The organism is Streptomyces sp. NPDC104381 (genome assembly GCF_055583745.1).
In genome coordinates, this window is the sequence record NZ_JBVJNK010000009.1 from 190722 (window position 1) to 208080 (window position 17359).

Annotated in this window: 12 protein-coding genes; 4 read left to right on the plus strand and 8 right to left on the minus strand. The window is 73.6% G+C overall.

The genetic code is table 11. From position 1 onward, the window contains the following. Window positions 1–79: 79 nt before the first annotated feature. The 6 genes from ACZ607_RS29875 to ACZ607_RS29900 form a co-directional block, all read right to left on the minus strand. Window positions 80–3793 carry an SAV_2336 N-terminal domain-related protein gene (locus ACZ607_RS29875; RefSeq protein ID WP_469739759.1) on the minus strand — a complete coding sequence of 1238 codons (3714 nt, stop codon included), beginning with the start codon at window positions 3791–3793 and terminating at the stop codon, window positions 80–82. A 2-nt stretch (window positions 3794–3795) separates the two neighbouring features. Next, window positions 3796–4785 carry an AAA family ATPase gene (locus ACZ607_RS29880; protein ID WP_469739762.1) on the minus strand — a complete coding sequence of 330 codons (990 nt, stop codon included), beginning with the start codon at window positions 4783–4785 and terminating at the stop codon, window positions 3796–3798. Further along, complete coding sequence (locus ACZ607_RS29885) at window positions 4782–6983, minus strand: VMAP-C domain-containing protein (RefSeq protein ID WP_469739764.1); 2202 nt, start codon at window positions 6981–6983, stop codon at window positions 4782–4784. The genes ACZ607_RS29880 and ACZ607_RS29885 overlap by 4 nt, the downstream gene beginning before the upstream one ends. Before the next feature lies 1 nt (window position 6984). Next, window positions 6985–7353: a CU044_2847 family protein gene (locus ACZ607_RS29890; protein ID WP_241748454.1), complete on the minus strand. Its 369-nt coding sequence runs from the start codon at window positions 7351–7353 to the stop codon at window positions 6985–6987. Window positions 7354–7472: 119 nt separating this feature from the next. Continuing rightward, entirely contained in the window at window positions 7473–9134 is a 1662-nt protein-coding gene (locus ACZ607_RS29895; RefSeq protein ID WP_469739942.1) for a cellulase family glycosylhydrolase, read from the minus strand. A gap of 285 nt (window positions 9135–9419) precedes the next feature. Beyond that, on the minus strand, window positions 9420–10079 hold the full coding sequence (locus ACZ607_RS29900) for a hypothetical protein (protein ID WP_469739767.1): 660 nt from the start codon (window positions 10077–10079) through the stop codon (window positions 9420–9422). A 219-nt stretch (window positions 10080–10298) separates the two neighbouring features. Between ACZ607_RS29900 and aac(3) the strand changes: the two genes are divergently transcribed. Continuing rightward, window positions 10299–11171 carry an aminoglycoside 3-N-acetyltransferase gene (gene aac(3), locus ACZ607_RS29905; protein ID WP_469739775.1) on the plus strand — a complete coding sequence of 291 codons (873 nt, stop codon included), beginning with the start codon at window positions 10299–10301 and terminating at the stop codon, window positions 11169–11171. Between the two features lie 37 nt (window positions 11172–11208). On the opposite strand, the gene ACZ607_RS29910 is transcribed toward aac(3), so the two are convergent. Both ACZ607_RS29910 and ACZ607_RS29915 read right to left on the minus strand, forming a co-directional pair. Then, window positions 11209–11886, minus strand: coding sequence for an FMN-dependent NADH-azoreductase (locus ACZ607_RS29910; protein WP_469739780.1), 678 nt, complete (start codon window positions 11884–11886; stop codon window positions 11209–11211). A 50-nt stretch (window positions 11887–11936) separates the two neighbouring features. Continuing rightward, window positions 11937–12803 carry an AraC family transcriptional regulator gene (locus ACZ607_RS29915; RefSeq protein ID WP_469739783.1) on the minus strand — a complete coding sequence of 289 codons (867 nt, stop codon included), beginning with the start codon at window positions 12801–12803 and terminating at the stop codon, window positions 11937–11939. Window positions 12804–13057: 254 nt separating this feature from the next. Here ACZ607_RS29915 and ACZ607_RS29920 point away from each other — a divergent pair, with 254 nt between their 5' ends. The 3 genes from ACZ607_RS29920 (at window position 13058) to ACZ607_RS29930 (ending at window position 17260) form a co-directional block, all read left to right on the plus strand. After that, complete coding sequence (locus ACZ607_RS29920; RefSeq protein ID WP_469739785.1) at window positions 13058–15292, plus strand: MMPL family transporter; 2235 nt, start codon at window positions 13058–13060, stop codon at window positions 15290–15292. A 97-nt stretch (window positions 15293–15389) separates the two neighbouring features. After that, window positions 15390–16583, plus strand: coding sequence for a sensor histidine kinase (locus ACZ607_RS29925; protein WP_469739787.1), 1194 nt, complete (start codon window positions 15390–15392; stop codon window positions 16581–16583). Further along, window positions 16580–17260, plus strand: a complete 681-nt coding sequence (locus ACZ607_RS29930) for a response regulator transcription factor (RefSeq protein WP_469739789.1) — start codon at window positions 16580–16582, stop codon at window positions 17258–17260. Before ACZ607_RS29925 ends, ACZ607_RS29930 begins: the two co-directional genes overlap by 4 nt. Window positions 17261–17359 lie beyond the last annotated feature (99 nt).

Below are 17359 nucleotides of genomic sequence, written 5' to 3' on the forward strand. Positions count from 1 at the left end.
CGACAAATTTCGGTCAACGCTCCGAAACGTTCGAAAACTTTCGGTGGGAACGGCGCCCCCGGCGGTACGCGGCACGGGTTCAGCCGAAGAGGCCCCGGGCGGCCTTCCTGAACGCCTCCTTCGTGAGGGGCCCGAGCACGGCGTGGTCGACCAGGCCGTCGTCCCGCAGGGCCGCGTCGTACGGGATGCGCACCACGTCCCGCACGAGGGGGCCCAACCGCCGCTCCGCCTCGTCGAGTCCGGCCAGGCCGGCGGTGGTCCCCGTGAGGTCGGACAGGACCAGGAGGGCGTCGGAGACGAGCGAGGCATGACGGTGCCTGATGAGCCAGTCCAGCCGGCCGGCGGCCCCGGCCACCTGGTCCGGGTCCGCGGAACAGGCGATCACGAGACGGTCGACCTCGCCGAAGGTGCCGCGCAGCGACGGTCCGGGCGGTTCGAAGCCGCCGCTGAAGTCGACCACGAGGGTGCCCATCCTGCGCACACGGGAGAGGACGTCCCGGTGTTCGCGCGCGGGGGGCGGGGGCTGCCCGGCCGGAGCGTGCTGGTGGACGAAGTCCGCGCGGTTGGAGTCCTTGAGCGTCACCCAGACCCCGGTGGGGGAGAGCCGGATGTCGGCGGGTGAGAGCGTCGCGGACACCCGGTAGCCGGGAAGGCCCCGCCGGTACGAGGCGCCCTCCTCGGCCACCATGCGGTATCCGATGACGTGCGCCGCGGGGTCGAACGGCAGCATCAGCACAGGGGGTCGCCGGGATGCGGGGGCCGCCGCCGCGAGAGCGGAGGCGAGCTGCACGGCCACGGTCGACCGCCCCGAGCCGGTGCCCGCGCCGAACACCACGGCGAGACGGCCCGGGTGGTCCGGCCGGTCGTCGAGCGGACGGATGACGGTCTCCTCGCCCGGCTTCGCGCGGCGGCGCAGGACACGGCGCGAGGCCTGCTCGGGGCGGCCCGGCAGACGGAACCACTTCGTGAGCTGCCGGCCACGGCGGCCCGGCTCATGCGTCCCGTCGTCCGCGGTGGGCGCCACGTCCGGAACGGGAATCTCGGCGCCGGGCGGCAGCTGCGCCGGGAGCAGGATCTGCGGATCCGGCGCAGCTCTGGAGGAGAGGTCGAGCCGGGCGTGGTCGATGACGGCCGTCGTGCTCGCGGGGAGCCACCAGGAGAACGGCTGCAGGAACGCGTCCCGGGGGACACGGTCGCGGAAGGCGGCCAGCATGGACTCCGCCGTCATCGCCCGGTGGTGCGTCGGGAGCGTCAGGAACGGGCGGAGGAGGGCGGCCAGGGACGGATCGGAGATCTCCTCGGCGAGTTCCCGGCCCACCTCAGGAGCGTTCTCCCCGTCGGTCAGCAGGGGCGCGAATTTCCGCGTGCCGGACGGGTGCCAGTCCGTATGGGCCCCGAGGAGACCGAGCAGGGCGGCGAGCGCGCGTACGTCCCCGGCCGCCCGGCCCGGCGCGGGTGCGGCACCCGGGGCGGCGATCTCGGAGCGGTGCCAGCCGATGAGCAGCGGGCCGTCGAGGGTGAGCAGGACGCGGTCCGCCGACAGATGGCCGTGCACGACCCCCGCGTGGTGGCTGTGGTCGAGGGCCGAGGCGAGCCGCTGGCCGAGGACCAGGATCAGGTCCGTGCCGAAGCTCTCGTACACCCGCAGCGCCTGCGCGACGCCTCGCAGCGCCGGGGCTCCCTGCCCCAGCCGGTTGAGCGCACCGGTGGCGGCGGCCCAGGGGGTGCCGGCGCCGAAATCGGCATCGAGGAGCGACGGGAGGCAGGGGTGGTCGAACCGGGCGAGGGCGAAGGCCTCCCGGCGGACCTCCGCCACGCTCCGGGGGTGCGTCGAGGCGGCCCGGATCACCGCCTGGTCCTCGCCCTTGGACCCGGCGAACAGCGACGGCCCGCCGGGCTGGTTGGCCTGCCCGGTGAGCCGGTATCCGCCGAGGGTCACGAGGGAACCGCCCTCGACCGCGGACCAGGTGGTGTTCGCCGGCGAGTAGCCCACGAGCGGGAACTGGGGGTAGATGCTCCCCGGCGGACTGAGCCGTATCTCCCGGGGCAGCGTGGGCTGTTCGGTCCACTCCTGCGCCGACAGCCCGGTCAGCCCGAGCCGGTCCTGGAGCGCCGGGCTCAGCCAGGCGAAGGCGCTGCTGTCGTCGGGCAGCCGGCTCGTCCCGTCGGCGCGGTCCAGCCACGCGGGGAAGTCCGGCGAACGGCCCACCAGTTCGGCGATGTGCTCGGACACCCGGCGGGTGGAGGCGAGGACCTCGGTGGTGGGGACCGCGTCCAGAAGGATGTCCCGGGAGCGGCTGGTGAACGCGAACACACGCTGCTGGGGCAGGACATCGGCGGCCGGGGGCCCGTGCTCCGCCTCCGCCGGGCGCAGCATCCCGCTCAGGAACACCTCGGCCAGATGAGCCGTGGTGACCGGGCGCGGAAGGGAGTGGACGACGAGGCGCATCACCGGGATGGTCAGCGGTGAGACCGCCGCGAGATGGGCGGCCAGACGGTAGGCCTCCGGGGAGACGGCCCGGCGGAACCGCTGCACCTCCGCGTCGGGCCGGACCCGCCGGGGCGGCTTCTCCGTACGCGGACGGGCCCGGACACCCGACGGGCGCTGCCGTTCCGCCGTGTCCGCGTCCCACAGGGCGAGCACACCTCCGGAGCCGCCGGCCGCGGTGACCCTGGCCCAGTCGGCGAACGACCGCGGTGACGGCGTCAGCACCGGGATCGGAACCGTGCCGAACGAGGAGAGGGCCTCCGGCAGCACCGGATCCCGCACCCGCCACGTGGAGTTGGCGGCCCCCGGCCCCGGCGCCTGGACCGACCGGCGTCGGGTGGGCAGCCCGGAACCCCGCCACATGCGGGGCGGCAGCGTGTGGATCACCGCTGTGGGACCGTGCGCCGCCCAGCGGGACAGCACGGCCCGCATGGCACCGGTACGCCACCCGGGCCCCGCCCCGTCGGAGATCACCAGCGTCATGGTCCGGCCCGACGGGTCGGTGAGCACCTCGGCGGAGACCGTCGGCGCGTCCGGCACGAAGGGGCGGGAGCTGAGCCGCGGCGCCCGCCCGGGCCTCAGCCGCAGTCCGTACGTACGGATCTGGCGGAAGGCGCCGAGGTGCGCCAGCAGCGAGTTGAGCTCCGAGCAGAGCTGCTGCCACAGGAGCATCGAGACACCGTCGTCGACGACGACCGTGAGGTCCAGCCAGCGGTCACGGGCGGGGCGGGTCACCACGTCGATCAGGCCCGAGTGGGCGATCCGCGCCGCGGTCTCCGCCTCGTCCAGCTCCTCGGCCGAGGGGTGCGGGCGGTACTGCTTCAGCGGCCGCAGCGCGCGAGCCGTACGCAACGGGAGGGCCAGCGCGTGCGGATGGGGGATGCGCACGGGCAGCGCGGCACTGCGGTCCTCCACGGGCTCCGCCTCCGCCGCCGGCACGGGCTCCGGGTCGGCGGGGCCTTCGTCCTGGCCGACATCCTCGGGGCCGCCCGCGTCGACGGCCTCTCCCCGGGGCACCTCCGCCGGCGGGCCCGCGGAGGCGTGCAGTTCGGCCCGCTCCGGCTCGTCCGCCGGGGCGTCCGGCCGGCCGGTGCTCTCCTTCTCCTCCGGCCACGATGCCGGGGGAGGGGCGCCGGGTTCCCGCGCCGGCGCGGGCGGCCGGGCGCCGCCTCCCAGGAGCCCCGTGGCCACCGCCAGCGGCGCGTCGCCCGGCATCCGCTCGGCCAGCCACAGGCAGTCGACCAACTCCTCGGCGGTGACGTCGAAGCCGACGTCCCGCAGCAGGGAGAGAAGACGGTCGGGCACGGCTACAGAGCACCCCCCAGCCGGTGCAGCACCGCTTCCAGCAGCCCCTCGGCGTCCAGATCGACCCCTCCGAGCCGCAGGAACGCCGCGTTCAGCAACTGGTCCGTGGCCAGCTCACCCGGAGCCCGCCGGGCCAGGAACGCCCGTACCAGGTCGTCCACCCGGGGCAGGGCGTCCGCACCCAGATGGGCGGCCACGATGGCGCGCAGCCGTTCCTCGTCGGGGTCCGGCAGGTCCAGCCGCAGACACCGCCGCAGGAAAGCGGGCGGGAACTCCCGCTCGCCGTTGCTCGTGATGACCACGACCGGGAACTCCTGGCAGCGCACCACTCCCCGGTGGACGGTCACGGTGTCACCGCCCCGCGAGCTGTGGACCTCGATGTCGTCCTCACCGGGGGGCAGCCGGGAGAGCTCGGGGATCTCGAACTCGCCCTCCTCGAACACCGTCAGCAGGTCGTTCGGCAGATCGACGTCACCCTTGTCGAGTTCGTCCACGAGCAGCACGCGCGGCCGCCCGTCCGCCACCAGGGCCGTCCCGAGCGGGCCGAGCCGGATGAAGTACCCGATGCCCGGGGCGGTCCCGTCCGCATGCTGCCTGAGGTTCGTCTCGCGGAGCCTGCCCACCGCGTCGTACTGGTACAGCGCCTCGGCGAGGGTGGACCGGCTGTTGACCGGCCACCGCAGTACGGGACCCAGCGAGAGCTCATGGGCCACGGCATGGGCCAGCGACGACTTGCCGGTGCCCGGATGACCGGTGACCAGCAGCGGCCTGCGCAGATGGAGGGCCGCGTTCACGATGTCCCGCTGGGTCGGCCCGATCAGGTACGGGCGCGGCGCCCTGGGCGCGGCTGCCTCCGGCCCTGCCGTGTCCGGCCCTCCGAACCGCCGCCACGGCGGTGCGGGTGGCATCGTCACCTGGCGCGGCGGCCCTTCACCGCGGAAGAGCCGCCAGCCGTCGGGGTCCTGCGGCGTGAGGTGATCTGCTGCCGTCATGAGGTCGCGTCCTCCCAGGACGGGTCGCTCCAGTAGGGATCGGGCGGAGTGCGGGAGGCGTCGTCCCACACCAGTACGGGGGCCACCGTGTCCTCGCCGGAGCCCCCCAGCGTCCGGGCGCGGTGCGCCCGGACACGCTCGGGCAGGCTCCGCGGGTGGCCGTTGAGCATGAGCCCGGTGAGCTGGTCGATCCGCCGCGGTGAGTCGTTGCGGTCCCACAGCACGACGGGGATGCCGTGTGCCAGACAGACCACCTGGAGCCTGCGCCGGTGCTCCGGCGCACAGCCCACGGCCAGGCGGCCGGTCTTCTGGTCCTGGTGCAGCAGCTTGTACACGTGTTCCGGCTCGCTGTGCTCCGGCATGAGCCGGGCGAACCCGCCGGAGGGGAACCCCACCGACCGGGTCTCCCAGGCCCTGAGCCTCTTCAGCGACTGCGTGCGCAGCTCCGGGCACCGCACCACGACGGCGTACTCCACGCCCAGGACGGACGGGAAGCCGTCGTCCGCGTCACCGTCGTCCCAGTGGTCCACCGGCAGGTCCAGGTCCTCCGGCTCGACCACGAACTCGATCAGCGGGGTGCTGCGCACCCGCACCGCGGCGGGGACCTCGCGCAGCAGGACGTCCTGGACCAGCCGGGCCACCTCCTGGGGTCCGCGCGGGTCGTCGTCCGCCCGCACCAGCCGGAGGGCACCGTCCTGCCCGGTGCCCGGGTCGTACCAGACGGTGCAGCGGTGCCCGCCCGACGGGTCCCGGTCGAGCCGCACGGTCAGCCGGGGCTCCGCAGGTGTCGTACGGGATCGCCTGGCGCGGGCCCAGTCCTCCGCGTCGGTGCGCCGGGACAGCAGCACCGACTCGTGCACGCCGGTCCTCTCCGCCACCACCGCGACCCACTCGCGCAGTTCCCGCCGCTGCCCGGGGCCGGTGAGAGCGGCGACGTACTCGACCGCCGTCAGCAGGGCGGGCACCCGGTGCGGGGTGTCGGTGGACGCGCTGTCACCCCAGTAGTTCTCCAGGGCGAGCACGAGGGTGCGCACGGCGTCGTCCGGGTCGCCCCGGAGGGTGTCGAGCGGCTCGTCCCAGAACGTGGTGTTGACCAGCGCGTCACGCGCCGCCTCCTCCAGCAGCCGGCCCGGCTCCCCTTCCAGCAGGGCCAGCAGGGACGCGAGCTCCAGCGGGGTGAGGATCCCCGGGACCAGCGCGCCACGGCACAACGACAGCAGCTTCAGCGCGGTTTCGCGCAGCCTGCCGGGCAGTTCGTCGGTGAGGACCGCCGCCGCCCGGGGCCGGGTCAGCACGAGGTCCACCAGCGCGGCCACCGAGGCGTCGGCCGCGGAGTCGCCCGGCAGCCCGAGGGCCGACAGCACCCGGTGGGTGTGGCGCAGGCGCTGCTCCTCATCGGGCAGGAGGCTCAGGACGACCTTGTGGAGCTTGTGCCGCAGGACCGGGGCGACCGGCCCGGGCGTGAGCCGGCCGGTGTCGCCGGGTGCCGGGCCGGCCTTCATCTCCTTGGCGGCCAGGAACCGTTCGACGCTCTGCCACGGGGCGACGATGGCGCGGCGCTGGACGTTCTCGGCGCGGAAGGGACCGTCCGGCGGCGACATCACCCCGAGGACGAGCCCGACGGCCGCCTGTTCCTTCTCGCACCACAGCAGCCCACCGCTGTAGCCGGGGCCGATCGCGGCACCGCGCGGCGCGCCGTCGACGAAACCGTGGTCCTGGTGCACCGCGCCGACACTGCTGTCGGCGTAGGTGAACGTCGCGCCGTCGCCGTACCACGCACGGACCTCCTGGCCGCGGTCCATGTACTGCCAGGGCGCGGGTGTCACGGGCGCCCCGGGTTCCTCCGCCAGTTCCAGTACGGCCAGGTCGCCGCCCCAGAGGGGCTCGCCGAGCAGCACGGGGATGTCGGGCGCCCCCGCGCGGTGGGCGGGTTTCCACGCCACGAGCCGTGCCGCGAGATCGGGCCCCTCGGGAAGGCACGGGAAGCCCACCCGCAGGGAGGCGTTCTCCGGGGCGGGCCGGGTGAACATGGCACGGCCCAGTGCCTCGTTGACCACATGGGCGCACGTCAGCAGCCGGCGCCCGCCCATGTAGACGCCGCTGCCCACGACGCGCGCGGTGCCCGGGCTCAGGACCGACACCAGGGACAGCCGCGCGGCGTCCTTGCCGGACGCGCCGCGATCCCCCCGTCCGAGCACCTCAGCCGTCCGTGGTGGCTTGCTGCCCCAGGTGCCAGTTGGCGGTGACGGTCAGCGTCGCCTCACCCGCCACGCCCACCACCCCCAGCTTGAGGTCGTGCCCGACCCGTACTCCGAAACTCACCGAGATCTCGTCGGGCGGGTCGGGGACGGCGGCAGCCGTGTCACGGACCTGCTGGAGCAGCGGGACCAGGGGAGCCAGCACCCCGCGTAGCGCGGTCCCGGCCACCGCGCCCAGCCGCGACCCCCGCGCCACCGGCACGGACGTGCCGAAGCCCGGCGCCGATCCCTCGGCAGGGGTGGCCGCAGGGAACACCTGGAGGGCCAGGGATGAACCGTCGTCGAACTCGAACTCCATGAAGTCTGACACGGAGTAATCCTCTCCCAACGGCCCGTCGCTTAGGCGCGATTGGATAAAGACGATCCGCGCGAAGGACACGGGGAGCCGGCGGGGGACGCGACCCCCGCCGGCCGGTGGGAGTGCCCGGATCAGACCGTCGTGCAGGTGCTGCCGCTGAGCGTGAACGCGGACGGGGCCGTGTTGGTGGCTCCGCTGGTGCCGGTGAAGCCGAGCGTCACCGAGCCGTTCGCGGCGATCGCCGCCGTGTAGCCGGCGGGGGCGACGCTGACCGTGGCGCCGCTCTGGGTGGGGGTGCCGCCCCACATGTTGGAGATCGTCTGGCCGTCGGCGAAGGCGAAGCCGAGGTTCCAGCCGTTGATGGCGCCGGTGCCCGTGTTGTGGATGGTGATCTCGCCCTGGAAGCCGCCGGGCCAGGAGCCGGTCACCCGGTAGCCCACGGAGCAGCCCACGCCCGGTGTCGGGCCGCTGTCGTCGGTGGTGACGCGCACCGTGGCGGAGCGCGCCGAGCGGTTGCCGGCCGCGTCACGGGCGTAGACGGCGAACTCGTACGCGGTGGCGGCACTGAGCCCGGTCACGGTGACGGTGTTGGTGGTGGAGGAGGCGGCCGCGCTCTCCGTGCCACCGCTGACCCGGACGACGTCGTAACCGCTGATGGCAACGTTGTCGGTGGCCGCCGGCCAGGTCAGTGTGGCGGAGGTGGCCGTCACCGCGGAGGCCACCGGGGCGCCGGGGGCGGTCGGGGCCTGCGTGTCGTCCGGGTCCGTGCCGGTGCCGAAGACGGTGGCCTCCTGGGAGGTCTGGGCGATGCCGTTCGCACCGTGGAAGATCCGCTCGCCCCAGGAGCTCAGCCGACTCGGGTCGAAGTCGATGGCCAGGTCGAGGATCGGGTCGGTGTTGCCGCTCCAGGACCACGCCAGGTAGCCGAGGCCGAGCTGCTCGGCGGCGGCCATCATGGTGTCCTCGTCCGGGTCCCCGTACTGGTCGGCGGGGCCGCCGAACTCACCGATGAGCAGCGGAAGTCCGGCATCCACGAAGGCGTTCAGGTAGTCGGTGACGGCCTGCGCCGTGCTGTAGACGCTGTACATGTGGATCGAGAAGATCAGGTTGCCCGTGGTGTCGGCGTCGTACACGGCCCGGGCGTTGTCGCGCATGACGCCCTGCCAGTCCTGGCCCCAGTTGGGCGCGTCCACCATGATCGTGTGGGCGAAGCCGGCGCCGCGCAGCTTCTGCACGGCGGCGGTCGTGGGGGCGGTCCAGCCCGCGGGGTCGGTGTTGCCCCAGGGCTCGTTGCCGATGTTGATGATGACGTAGTCCTCCTGGCCCGCGAGGACGTCCTTGAGCCCGATCCAGTAGTCGGCCGCGTGGTCGAGGGTGCCCGCCGCGGTGTCCTCGCCGTACCCGGTGGTGTCGTGCACCTCCAGGACGCAGATCAGCCGGTTCGCCTTGCAGTCGTCGACGATGCCCGCGACCTCGGCGGGGCCGTTCTTCGTCCAGCGGTGGCCGTCGGACAGGACGACGCGGACGGTGTTCGCGCCGAAGGCCTTGATGTCGGCCAGCGACTGGGTCTCGCCCGGATACCAGGTGTGCGCGTGGTTGACGCCGCGCATCACGAAGTCGTTGCCGTTGCCCTCCAGCAGGCGGCCGTTGCTGATGTGCAGACCGGTGGCCGCGGCCTCGGCCCGCGCGGGCGCCGCCTGTGCGGCGGCGGGGCCGAGCGCGCCCAGCAGGACGATGCCGAGCAGGGCGGCCAGGCCCTTCAGCAGGGCGGTGCTTCTCGCGAAAGCGGTCAGGGGGCTCTTCCGTGCCGTGTTCGTTGCTGATCTCACTGCGACTCCAGAAAGTGGGTGCCGGGTGACGCCAAACATCGGATGGCTCTATGGGAGCGCTCCCATGAAGCCATCTCGACAGGGGCACGTCAAGGCATCGCGCACACTTCGACACGGCATGCACGACACGCACGCATGGCCCGGCACGCACACGGCACGCCCGGCCCGGCACGCGGCGCGACCCGGCCGGGCCGGGCTCCCGTGGACACGGGCCCCGCTCCCGCCGACGCGGGGCCCGGCCGCCCCGCGTCAGGCCTTGCTGGTGCAGATCGCGTCGTACGGGCGGCCCGGGCTCGGGAAGAGCTCGATCGGGTTGTCCGCGGCCGCCGGGCACTCCTCGGCCGTCTTGGTCAGGGCGAGGACCTTGTTCCCGCCGGTCGCGCAGGCCACTTCCTTCGCCTCGTCGCTCACGCAGTCGCCCACCACGAGCTGACCGCCGCCCGCACCCGCGTCCCCGGGGTGGTCGTCGGAGAGGTTACGGCCGCAGATCGTCTTGCTGGGCAGGCCGCCGCCGGAGCTCCCGCCGAAGGAGACCTTCACCGAGATGATCTCGTCGGTGCCGGCCGGACACTCGACGGCACCGGCGAAGATCTCGCCGTCCTTGATCTCCAGCGCCTTGATCGTCGCCTTCGGGTCGTCGCAGTCGAGGGGCTGGAAGCCGTCCTTCGACTCACTCGTGTCGGGCCCGGCGCAGTCCCCGACCTTCCAGTCCTTGGCCTTGTGACTGCCGCCCTTCGACGACCCGCTCCCGTCCGAGGGGCCGCAGGCCGCAGCGCCGCCGACCACGAGCGTGAGCACCAGGACGCCCTTCGCGCAGTCCCGGAGAACCGTGCGCGCACTCCGCGTCGACAGGGAACCGGTGCTCATCGGGCGGCTGTTCCGGGGTCGCGTACTGCCGTGGGCGGTCATGCTGCTCCTTGGATACATGGGGTGTCCCGCACGGCACCGACTGTGCCCGGCGCGGTGGTTCGGCCGTGAGGACGGCCGAACCACGCCCCACGGTTCCCGTTGGGATTCCGGCACTTCGGCATGCCTCCCGAGGCCCGTACCGTCCGCATTCCCCTCGCTTCCCGCCGCCTCCCACCATCCGCGGGGCCCCCGAGCCGTGGGGCCGGTACCGTCACCGCCATGGACGCCTCACCCCAGGACCCGGCCGCCGCCCTGATGGCACGTGCCGACGGCCCCGTCACCCGCCGCCGGATCGGCCGCGACCTGGCCGCGCTCGGGCTCGGCGCGGGCGACACCGTCATGTTCCACACGCGGATGTCCGCCATCGGTTACGTGACCGGAGGCCCCACGACCGTCGTCGCCGCCCTGCGGGACGTCGTGGGGGAGCGGGGGACGCTGGTGGTGAGCTGCGGCTGGCACGACGCCCTGCCGTACGGGTTCACCGACTGGCCGGAGCCCTGGCAGGACGCCGTGCGCGCCGAACACCCGGCGTACGAACCGGAGTCGAGCGAAGCCGATCACGACCACGGCAGGCTCCCCGAGGCGGTGCGCCGGTGGCCGGGGGCCGTCCGCAGCAGGCACCCCGACGTGAGCCTCGCAGCGCTCGGGGCGGGAGCCGCCGCGCTGATGGCCGACCACCCGTGGGACGACCCGCACGGCCCCGGCAGCCCGCTGGCCCGGCTGGTCGAGACGGGCGGCCGGGTGCTGATGCTGGGCGCGCCGCTGGAGACGCTCACGCTCCTGCACCACGCGGAGGCGCTCGCGGACGCGCCCGGGAAGCGGTTCGTGGAGTACGAGCAGCCGGTGCTGGAGGACGGGCGGCGGGTCTGGCGCCGCTTCCGCGACATCGATTCCTCGGGCGGGGCTTTCGACTACTCCTCCGTCACGCCGAGCGGCCAGGACCCGTTCGAGACGATCGTCCGGGACATGCTGGCCGCCGGGATCGGGCGCCGGGGCACGGTCGGCGCCGCCGACAGCCACCTGTTCGAAGCCGCCGAGGTCGTGGAGTTCGCCCTCGCGTGGATCCGGGAGAAGCTGGGCGGCGGCCGGTAGGGCCCACTCGGCCCCCGGCTAGCGGTCGTACGCGCGGTCAGAGCTCCGGGGCGGGCGCCGGTGCCGGAGTCCCCGAGCCCGCCCGCCCGCCGAGTGCACGCACCAGCCGCAGCGCCTCCGCGTACTCCCGTTCGCCACGGGCGGCCTGTCCCGCGAGCGACGGGAGGCCGGCCGCCAGAGTGAGGCCGGTGGCGACCACGGTGACGGCCATCCCCATCTCCTCCCCGAGGATCAGCTCGAGGACGGGAGTCGCGTGGTCCCGCCCCTCGTTCACGGTGCCCTCGCCGTAGTCGCCGCCCCGGCTGGTGACCAGCACCGCCGGCCGTCCGGCCAGCGGGGCGCCCGACCGCGCCGACGGCGCCGTCCGCCCGGGTACGTGGATGTGGTCGAGCCAGGCCTTGAGGCTGGAGGGCAGCGAGTAGTTGTACAGCGGTACGCCGATGAGGAGCACGTCCGCGCCCAGGAGTTCCTCGACGAGTCGCTGCTGGAGCTCCTCGGCCGCCGGGTCGGGGCTCGCCCCCGGCGGCCGCAGCCCCGGGGCCCAGTGCAGGCTCGCATCGGGCAGGTGGGGCAGGGGTGCGGCGTGCAGATCGTGGTGGATCACCACGTTGTCCGGCCCGGCTTCGGAGAAGGCGGACGCGAAGGCCGCGGTGAGGGCCCGCGACCGTGACGCCGCGCGGTCGGCCGAGGAATCCAGGTGGAGCAGCGTCGCCATGGCGTCATCCTGCCACCCCACCCCCCGGTGGCCGCCGCACGGAACTGCCGTCAGCCGGTGGTCCGTTCCACGGGGATCCACAGCTCGGCGTCCGCCCGGGTCCCGTTCTCCGAGAGCCGTACGCTCAGGATCTCGGGTCCCGGCCTGCTGACGTACGGATTCGACGGGAACCACTGCGTGAACACGTCCCGCCAGAGGTACTGGAGCGCCTGCGGGAACTGGCCGGAGTGCTCGAACACGGCCCACGGACCGGCCGGGACGGCCAGGGCGTCCATGTCGTCGGGCACCTCGGCTCCCGTCACCACCCCGTGGTAGTAGTCGAGTTCGGTGCCCTCCGCCCGGCTCGGGTCGAGCTGGTCGCTGACCCCGACGATCCCCGCGGGCTCCTGGTCGGCCAGTGCGGCGATGCGCCGCAGCGTGTCCGGGGCGATGCTCCGGACGAAGTCGGCGATGGCCGGGTTGGCCCCTTCATGGACGAGCGGGACGCGCGCCTTCCTGCCGGCCACCCGGAAGGCGTCCTTGTCCACGATCCTGTATCGCATGCTGCTGTTCCCTTCGACGACGAGGCGGAAGGACATCCGTTGCTGGGAGTGCAGCGCGGCACCCGTGCGCCGGGCCTCGCCGGGGCCCACGCCGTGCATGGCGCGGAACGCCCGCGCGAAGGCCTCGCCCGAGCCGTAGCCGTAGCGGATCGCGATGTCCAGCAGCGTCCGGTCACCGGCGAGCACCTCGGCGCCCGCCACGGTCAGCCGTCTGCGCCGGATGTACTCCGACAGCGGCAGGCCCGCCAGCGCGGAGAACATCCGCCGGAAGTGGTACTCCGACGTCATCGCGACGCGCGCGAGACCGGCCACGTCGACCGGCTGGTCGAGGTGGGACTCGATGTGCTCCATGGCCTCGTTCAGCCGGTCCAGCATCCCGGACTCCTTCCCTTTCGCTTCCTCACGTTAGGAAGGCCCCACCCTGCCGGACCCGACATCCTGTGCCCGATGCGGTGGGGTGGGGGACCCCGGCGGCCCGGACGCCCTCGCACTCCTGCCTGAGGAGGAGGGCGCGGCAGGGCTCGTGTGAGGGCACCAGGCGGAAGTGACGGTAGGCGCACGACGCCGTGGGGGCCCGTTTTCGCGAGCCTGGACCGGTACCCCAGATCGGATGCGGAGATCCCAGACTCGTGGCTACCTTCCTGTATCGCATGGGCCGCGTCGCCTTCCGGCGGCGATGGCTCGTGGTCATCCTGTGGGCCGTGCTCCTCGGTGCCGTCGGGGCCGGTGCCGCCAAGGCTCCCGCCGCCGGTGACGAGGGCACGTCCTTCATGCCGGGCATCGAGGCGCAGAAGGCCTTCGACCTCATCGAGGAGCGCTTCCCCGGCTCCGACGCGGACGGCGCCACCGCGCGGATCGTGTTCATCGCCCCCGAGGGCGAGAAGGTGACGGCGGCCGGTCACCGTGCCGCCGTCGAGACCCTGGTCGAGGAGGCCGCCGACGAGCCTCGGGTTGCCGGTGCCGCCAGCCCCTTCCGGGCCGGGGCGGTGAGCAAGGACGCCTCGACGGCGTACGCCACCGTCACCTACGACGTCGCGGCGAGCGATCTCACGGACGCGGACAAGAGCGGCCTGGAGCGCATCGTCGGTGAGGCCCGCGACTCCGGCCTCACCGTGGAGACGGGCGGTACCGCGCTCGCCACGCAACCGGCTGCGGGCGGGCCGGGCGAGGCCATCGGTATCGGGCTCGCGGCCGTCGTCCTGCTCGTCACCTTCGGCTCCCTCGCGGCGGCCGGGCTGCCCCTGCTGACCGCTGTCGTCGGCGTGGGGATCAGCATGTGCGCGATCCTGGCACTCGGCAGCGCCTTCGGGCTGTCCATGACCACCGGCACGCTCGCCTCGATGCTCGGCCTCGCCGTCGGCATCGACTACGCCCTGCTCGTGGTCTCCCGCTATCGGGAGGAGCGGGCGGGCGGGCACGAACCGCGGGAAGCCGCCGGACTCGCCGTCGGCAAGGCGGGCTCGGCCGTGGTCTTCGCCGGCCTCACGGTCGTCATCGCGCTGGCCGGGCTGTCGGTCGTCGGCGTACCGATGCTGACGAAGATGGGTCTCTGCGCCGCAGGGGCCGTCGTCCTCGCCGTCCTGGTGGCGCTGACGCTGGTGCCCGCGCTGCTCGGGATGTGGCCGGACGCCGTCCTGTCCCGCAGGGTGCGGCGGCGTGCGGCCGGTGGCCCCGCCGGGCGGGCCGCGCGTTCCGAGGGCAATGTCGGCTCCCGGTGGGCCCGGTTCGTGCTGCGCCGCCCGGTGGCGGTGCTGCTGGTCTGCGTGGCGGGCCTGGGCGTGCTCGCCCTGCCGGCCGCCGATCTGGAGATGGGCATGCCGGGTGACGAGGCCAAGCCGGTCTCGTCGACGGAGCGCCGTGCTTACGACGCGCTCGCCGAGGGCTTCGGCGCGGGCTTCAACGGTCCGTTGACGGTCGTCACCGATGTCGGCGGTGCGGCCGACCCCGAGGCCGCCGCCGCGACGATCGCCGAGCGGATCAAGGGGACGGACGGTGTCGTGTCCGTCTCGCCGCCGCAGTTCAACGCGGAGGGCGACACGGCGCTCTTCTCCGCCGTACCGGCCACCGGGCCGAGCGACAGCACCACGAAGGACCTCGTGCAGACCATCCGGGACGAGCGGCCCGGGCTGGAGAGCGAGACCGGGGCGACCTTCGAGGTCACCGGTTCCACCGCGATGAACATCGATGTCGCCCGGTCGCTCCAGGACGCGCTCGTGCCGTATCTGATGGTGATCGTGGTGCTGTCCCTGGTGCTGCTGATGGTGGTCTTCCGCTCGGTGCTGGTGCCCGTCAAGGCCGCCGTCGGGTTCCTGCTGTCGGTGCTGGCCTCGCTCGGCGCTGTCGTGGCCGTGTTCCAGTGGGGCTGGGGTGCCGAGCTGCTCGGCGTGGAGCAGGCGGGACCGGTGATGAGCCTGATGCCGATCTTCCTGGTGGGCATCGTGTTCGGCCTGGCGATGGACTACGAGGTGTTCCTCGTCGCCCGGATGCGCGAGGCGTACGTCCATGGGGAGCGGCCCGCGCAGGCGGTCGTCACCGGTTTCCGGCACAGCGCCCGTGTGGTCGCCGCCGCTGCCGTGATCATGATCGCGGTCTTCTCCGGGTTCATCGGCGCCGGCGAGTCCATGATCAAGACGATCGGTTTTGGTCTGGCCGTCGCCGTGCTGTTCGACGCCTTCGTCGTCCGGATGGCCTTCGTGCCCGCCGTCCTCGCCCTGCTCGGGCACCGCGCGTGGTGGCTGCCCCGGTGGCTCGACAAGGTGCTGCCGCACGTCGACATCGAGGGCGCGGGACTCACCCGGGAGCCGGCTCCCGTCCAGGACCCCCCGGCCGGGGGCGTCCACCCGCAGGAGCGGGTCCGCACCTGAGCGCGTACGCCCAGCGGGTCGCGGTGCCGTGGTCGGCGGCACCGCGACCCGCGTCTGTCACGATGGCCGCATCCGTTCCGACCTCGGAGATCCCACGATGAGCACCACCTGGCGGCGCCGGGTCATGAGCGGCCCCCGCACCACCGAGGTCGTGACGCTCGCACTGCTGCTCGCGACCGCTGCGGGAGGCACCCTCCTCAGCCACTGGACGTTGCCCGGCCCGCACACCCCGTGGCCCGGCCTCGGCCTGTCGGCGCTGGCCTGCGCCGCGCTGACCTGGCGTCGGAGCCACCCGGTGCAGGTACTGGTGGCGACCGCGCTGTGCGCCGTCGCCGAGGGCGCGTCGGGGTATCTCATGACGCCCCTCCTGTTCAGCCCGCTGCTGGCCGCCCAGTACTCGGTCAGTCTGCGGATCAACCGCGCTGCCGCCTGGTGCTGCGCGCTGACCGCCGCCGTGGTGACGGTCGCGCCCGGCGCCTGGCGCAGCGAACTCCACACCGGCTGGGTCATCGGCGTCGTCAACCCGGCGGCCTGGGTCCTGCTGTCCGCCGCCCTCGGGAGCTACGTCCGGGTCCGCCGTGACTACGCTGCCGCCCGCGCCGAGCACACCGCCCGCGAACGGGAGGAGGAGGCGCGCCACCGTGTCGTCCAGGAGCGCATGCGCATCGCGCGGGAACTCCACGACGTGGTCGCCCATCACCTCGCCCTGGCCAACGCCCAGGCGGGGACCGCCGCGCATCTCGCACGGGTCGATCCCGACCGGGCGTACGAGATGCTGGACAACCTCTCCGGGACGACGGCTGCCGCTCTGCGCGAACTCAAGGCCACCGTCGGCCTGTTGCGCCAGGACACCGACACCCCCGACGGTCTGGCCCCCGCACCCGGTCTGGGGCAGCTGCCCGATCTGACCGCCGCCTGCGCCGCGGCCGGCCTGGACGTCACCGTCGTGGTGGAGGGGGAACCGCAGCCGCTCCCGCCGGGGCTCGACCTGACGGCGTACCGGATCGTCCAGGAAGCCCTGACCAACGTGACCAAGCACGCCGCCACGCACACCGCCCGGGTGGGGCTCGCCTACGGGCCGCGCCTCCTCACCCTCACGGTCACCGACGACTCCTCCTCCACACGCCCCGCGGACCGGCCGGGCCCCGGCCACGGGTTCGGGATCCTCGGCATGCGCGAGCGTGCCCTCGCCACCGGCGGCACCTTCCGGGCGGGGCCCCGCCCGGAAGGCGGCTTCGAAGTCTCCTGCGCCCTCCCCCTCGACAGCCACGACGAAAGCACGGCCCCATGACCATCCGCGTCCTGCTCGCCGACGATCAGGCCCTGCTGCGGGCCACCTTCCGCATCCTCATCGATTCGGACCCCGGCATGACCGTGGTCGCCGAGGCCGCCGACGGCCAGGAGGCGATCGGTCTCACCCGTGAACACCGGCCGGACGTGGTGCTCATGGACATCCGCATGCCCGGTACGGACGGCCTGGCCGCCACCACCGACATCTGCGCCCGGCCCGAACTGGCGGCCACCCGCGTCCTGATCCTCACGACCTTCGAGAACGACGAGAACGTCGCCGAGGCCCTGCGCGCCGGTGCGAGCGGGTTCCTCGGCAAGGACGTCGGCGCGGACGTCCTCCTGGCAGGCATCCGTACGGTGGCGGCGGGTGACTCGCTGCTCTCTCCTACGGCGACCCGCGCGCTCATCACCCGCTTCCTGGCCACCCCCGACGACACGCCGTCGGCGCCGCCCGAGGGCCTGGGCTCCCTCACGGACCGCGAGCGCGAGGTGATGGCCCTGGCCGCCCACGGCAAGTCCAACGCCGATATCGCCGAGCAGCTCGTGGTCAGCCCCCTGACCGTGCGCAGCCACATCCAGCGGGCCATGAACAAGCTCCACGCCCGCGACCGTGCGCAACTCGTCGTCGTCGCCTACCAGAGCGGGCTGGTCCGGCCGCGTCCGTACGGGAACGGGTGACGGCGAACGCGAGCACGCGGCCTTCAAGGTGACGTGAGCAGGTCCCTGAGTCCGGCGGCGAGCGTACGGACGTCCTGTTCGCCGGGGCCGCGAGCGCCG

Bases quoted from the DNA above. Each gene is read 5' to 3' on its own strand.
- ACZ607_RS29880 (WP_469739762.1), bottom strand. From the start codon at position 4,785: ATGACGGCAGCAGATCACCTCACGCCGCAGGACCCCGACGGCTGGCGG.
- ACZ607_RS29900 (WP_469739767.1), bottom strand. From the start codon at position 10,079: ATGACCGCCCACGGCAGTACGCGACCCCGGAACAGCCGCCCGATGAGC.
- ACZ607_RS29910 (WP_469739780.1), bottom strand. From the start codon at position 11,886: ATGGCGACGCTGCTCCACCTGGATTCCTCGGCCGACCGCGCGGCGTCA.
- ACZ607_RS29915 (WP_469739783.1), bottom strand. From the start codon at position 12,803: ATGCTGGACCGGCTGAACGAGGCCATGGAGCACATCGAGTCCCACCTC.
- ACZ607_RS29925 (WP_469739787.1), top strand. From the start codon at position 15,390: ATGAGCACCACCTGGCGGCGCCGGGTCATGAGCGGCCCCCGCACCACC.
- ACZ607_RS29930 (WP_469739789.1), top strand. From the start codon at position 16,580: ATGACCATCCGCGTCCTGCTCGCCGACGATCAGGCCCTGCTGCGGGCC.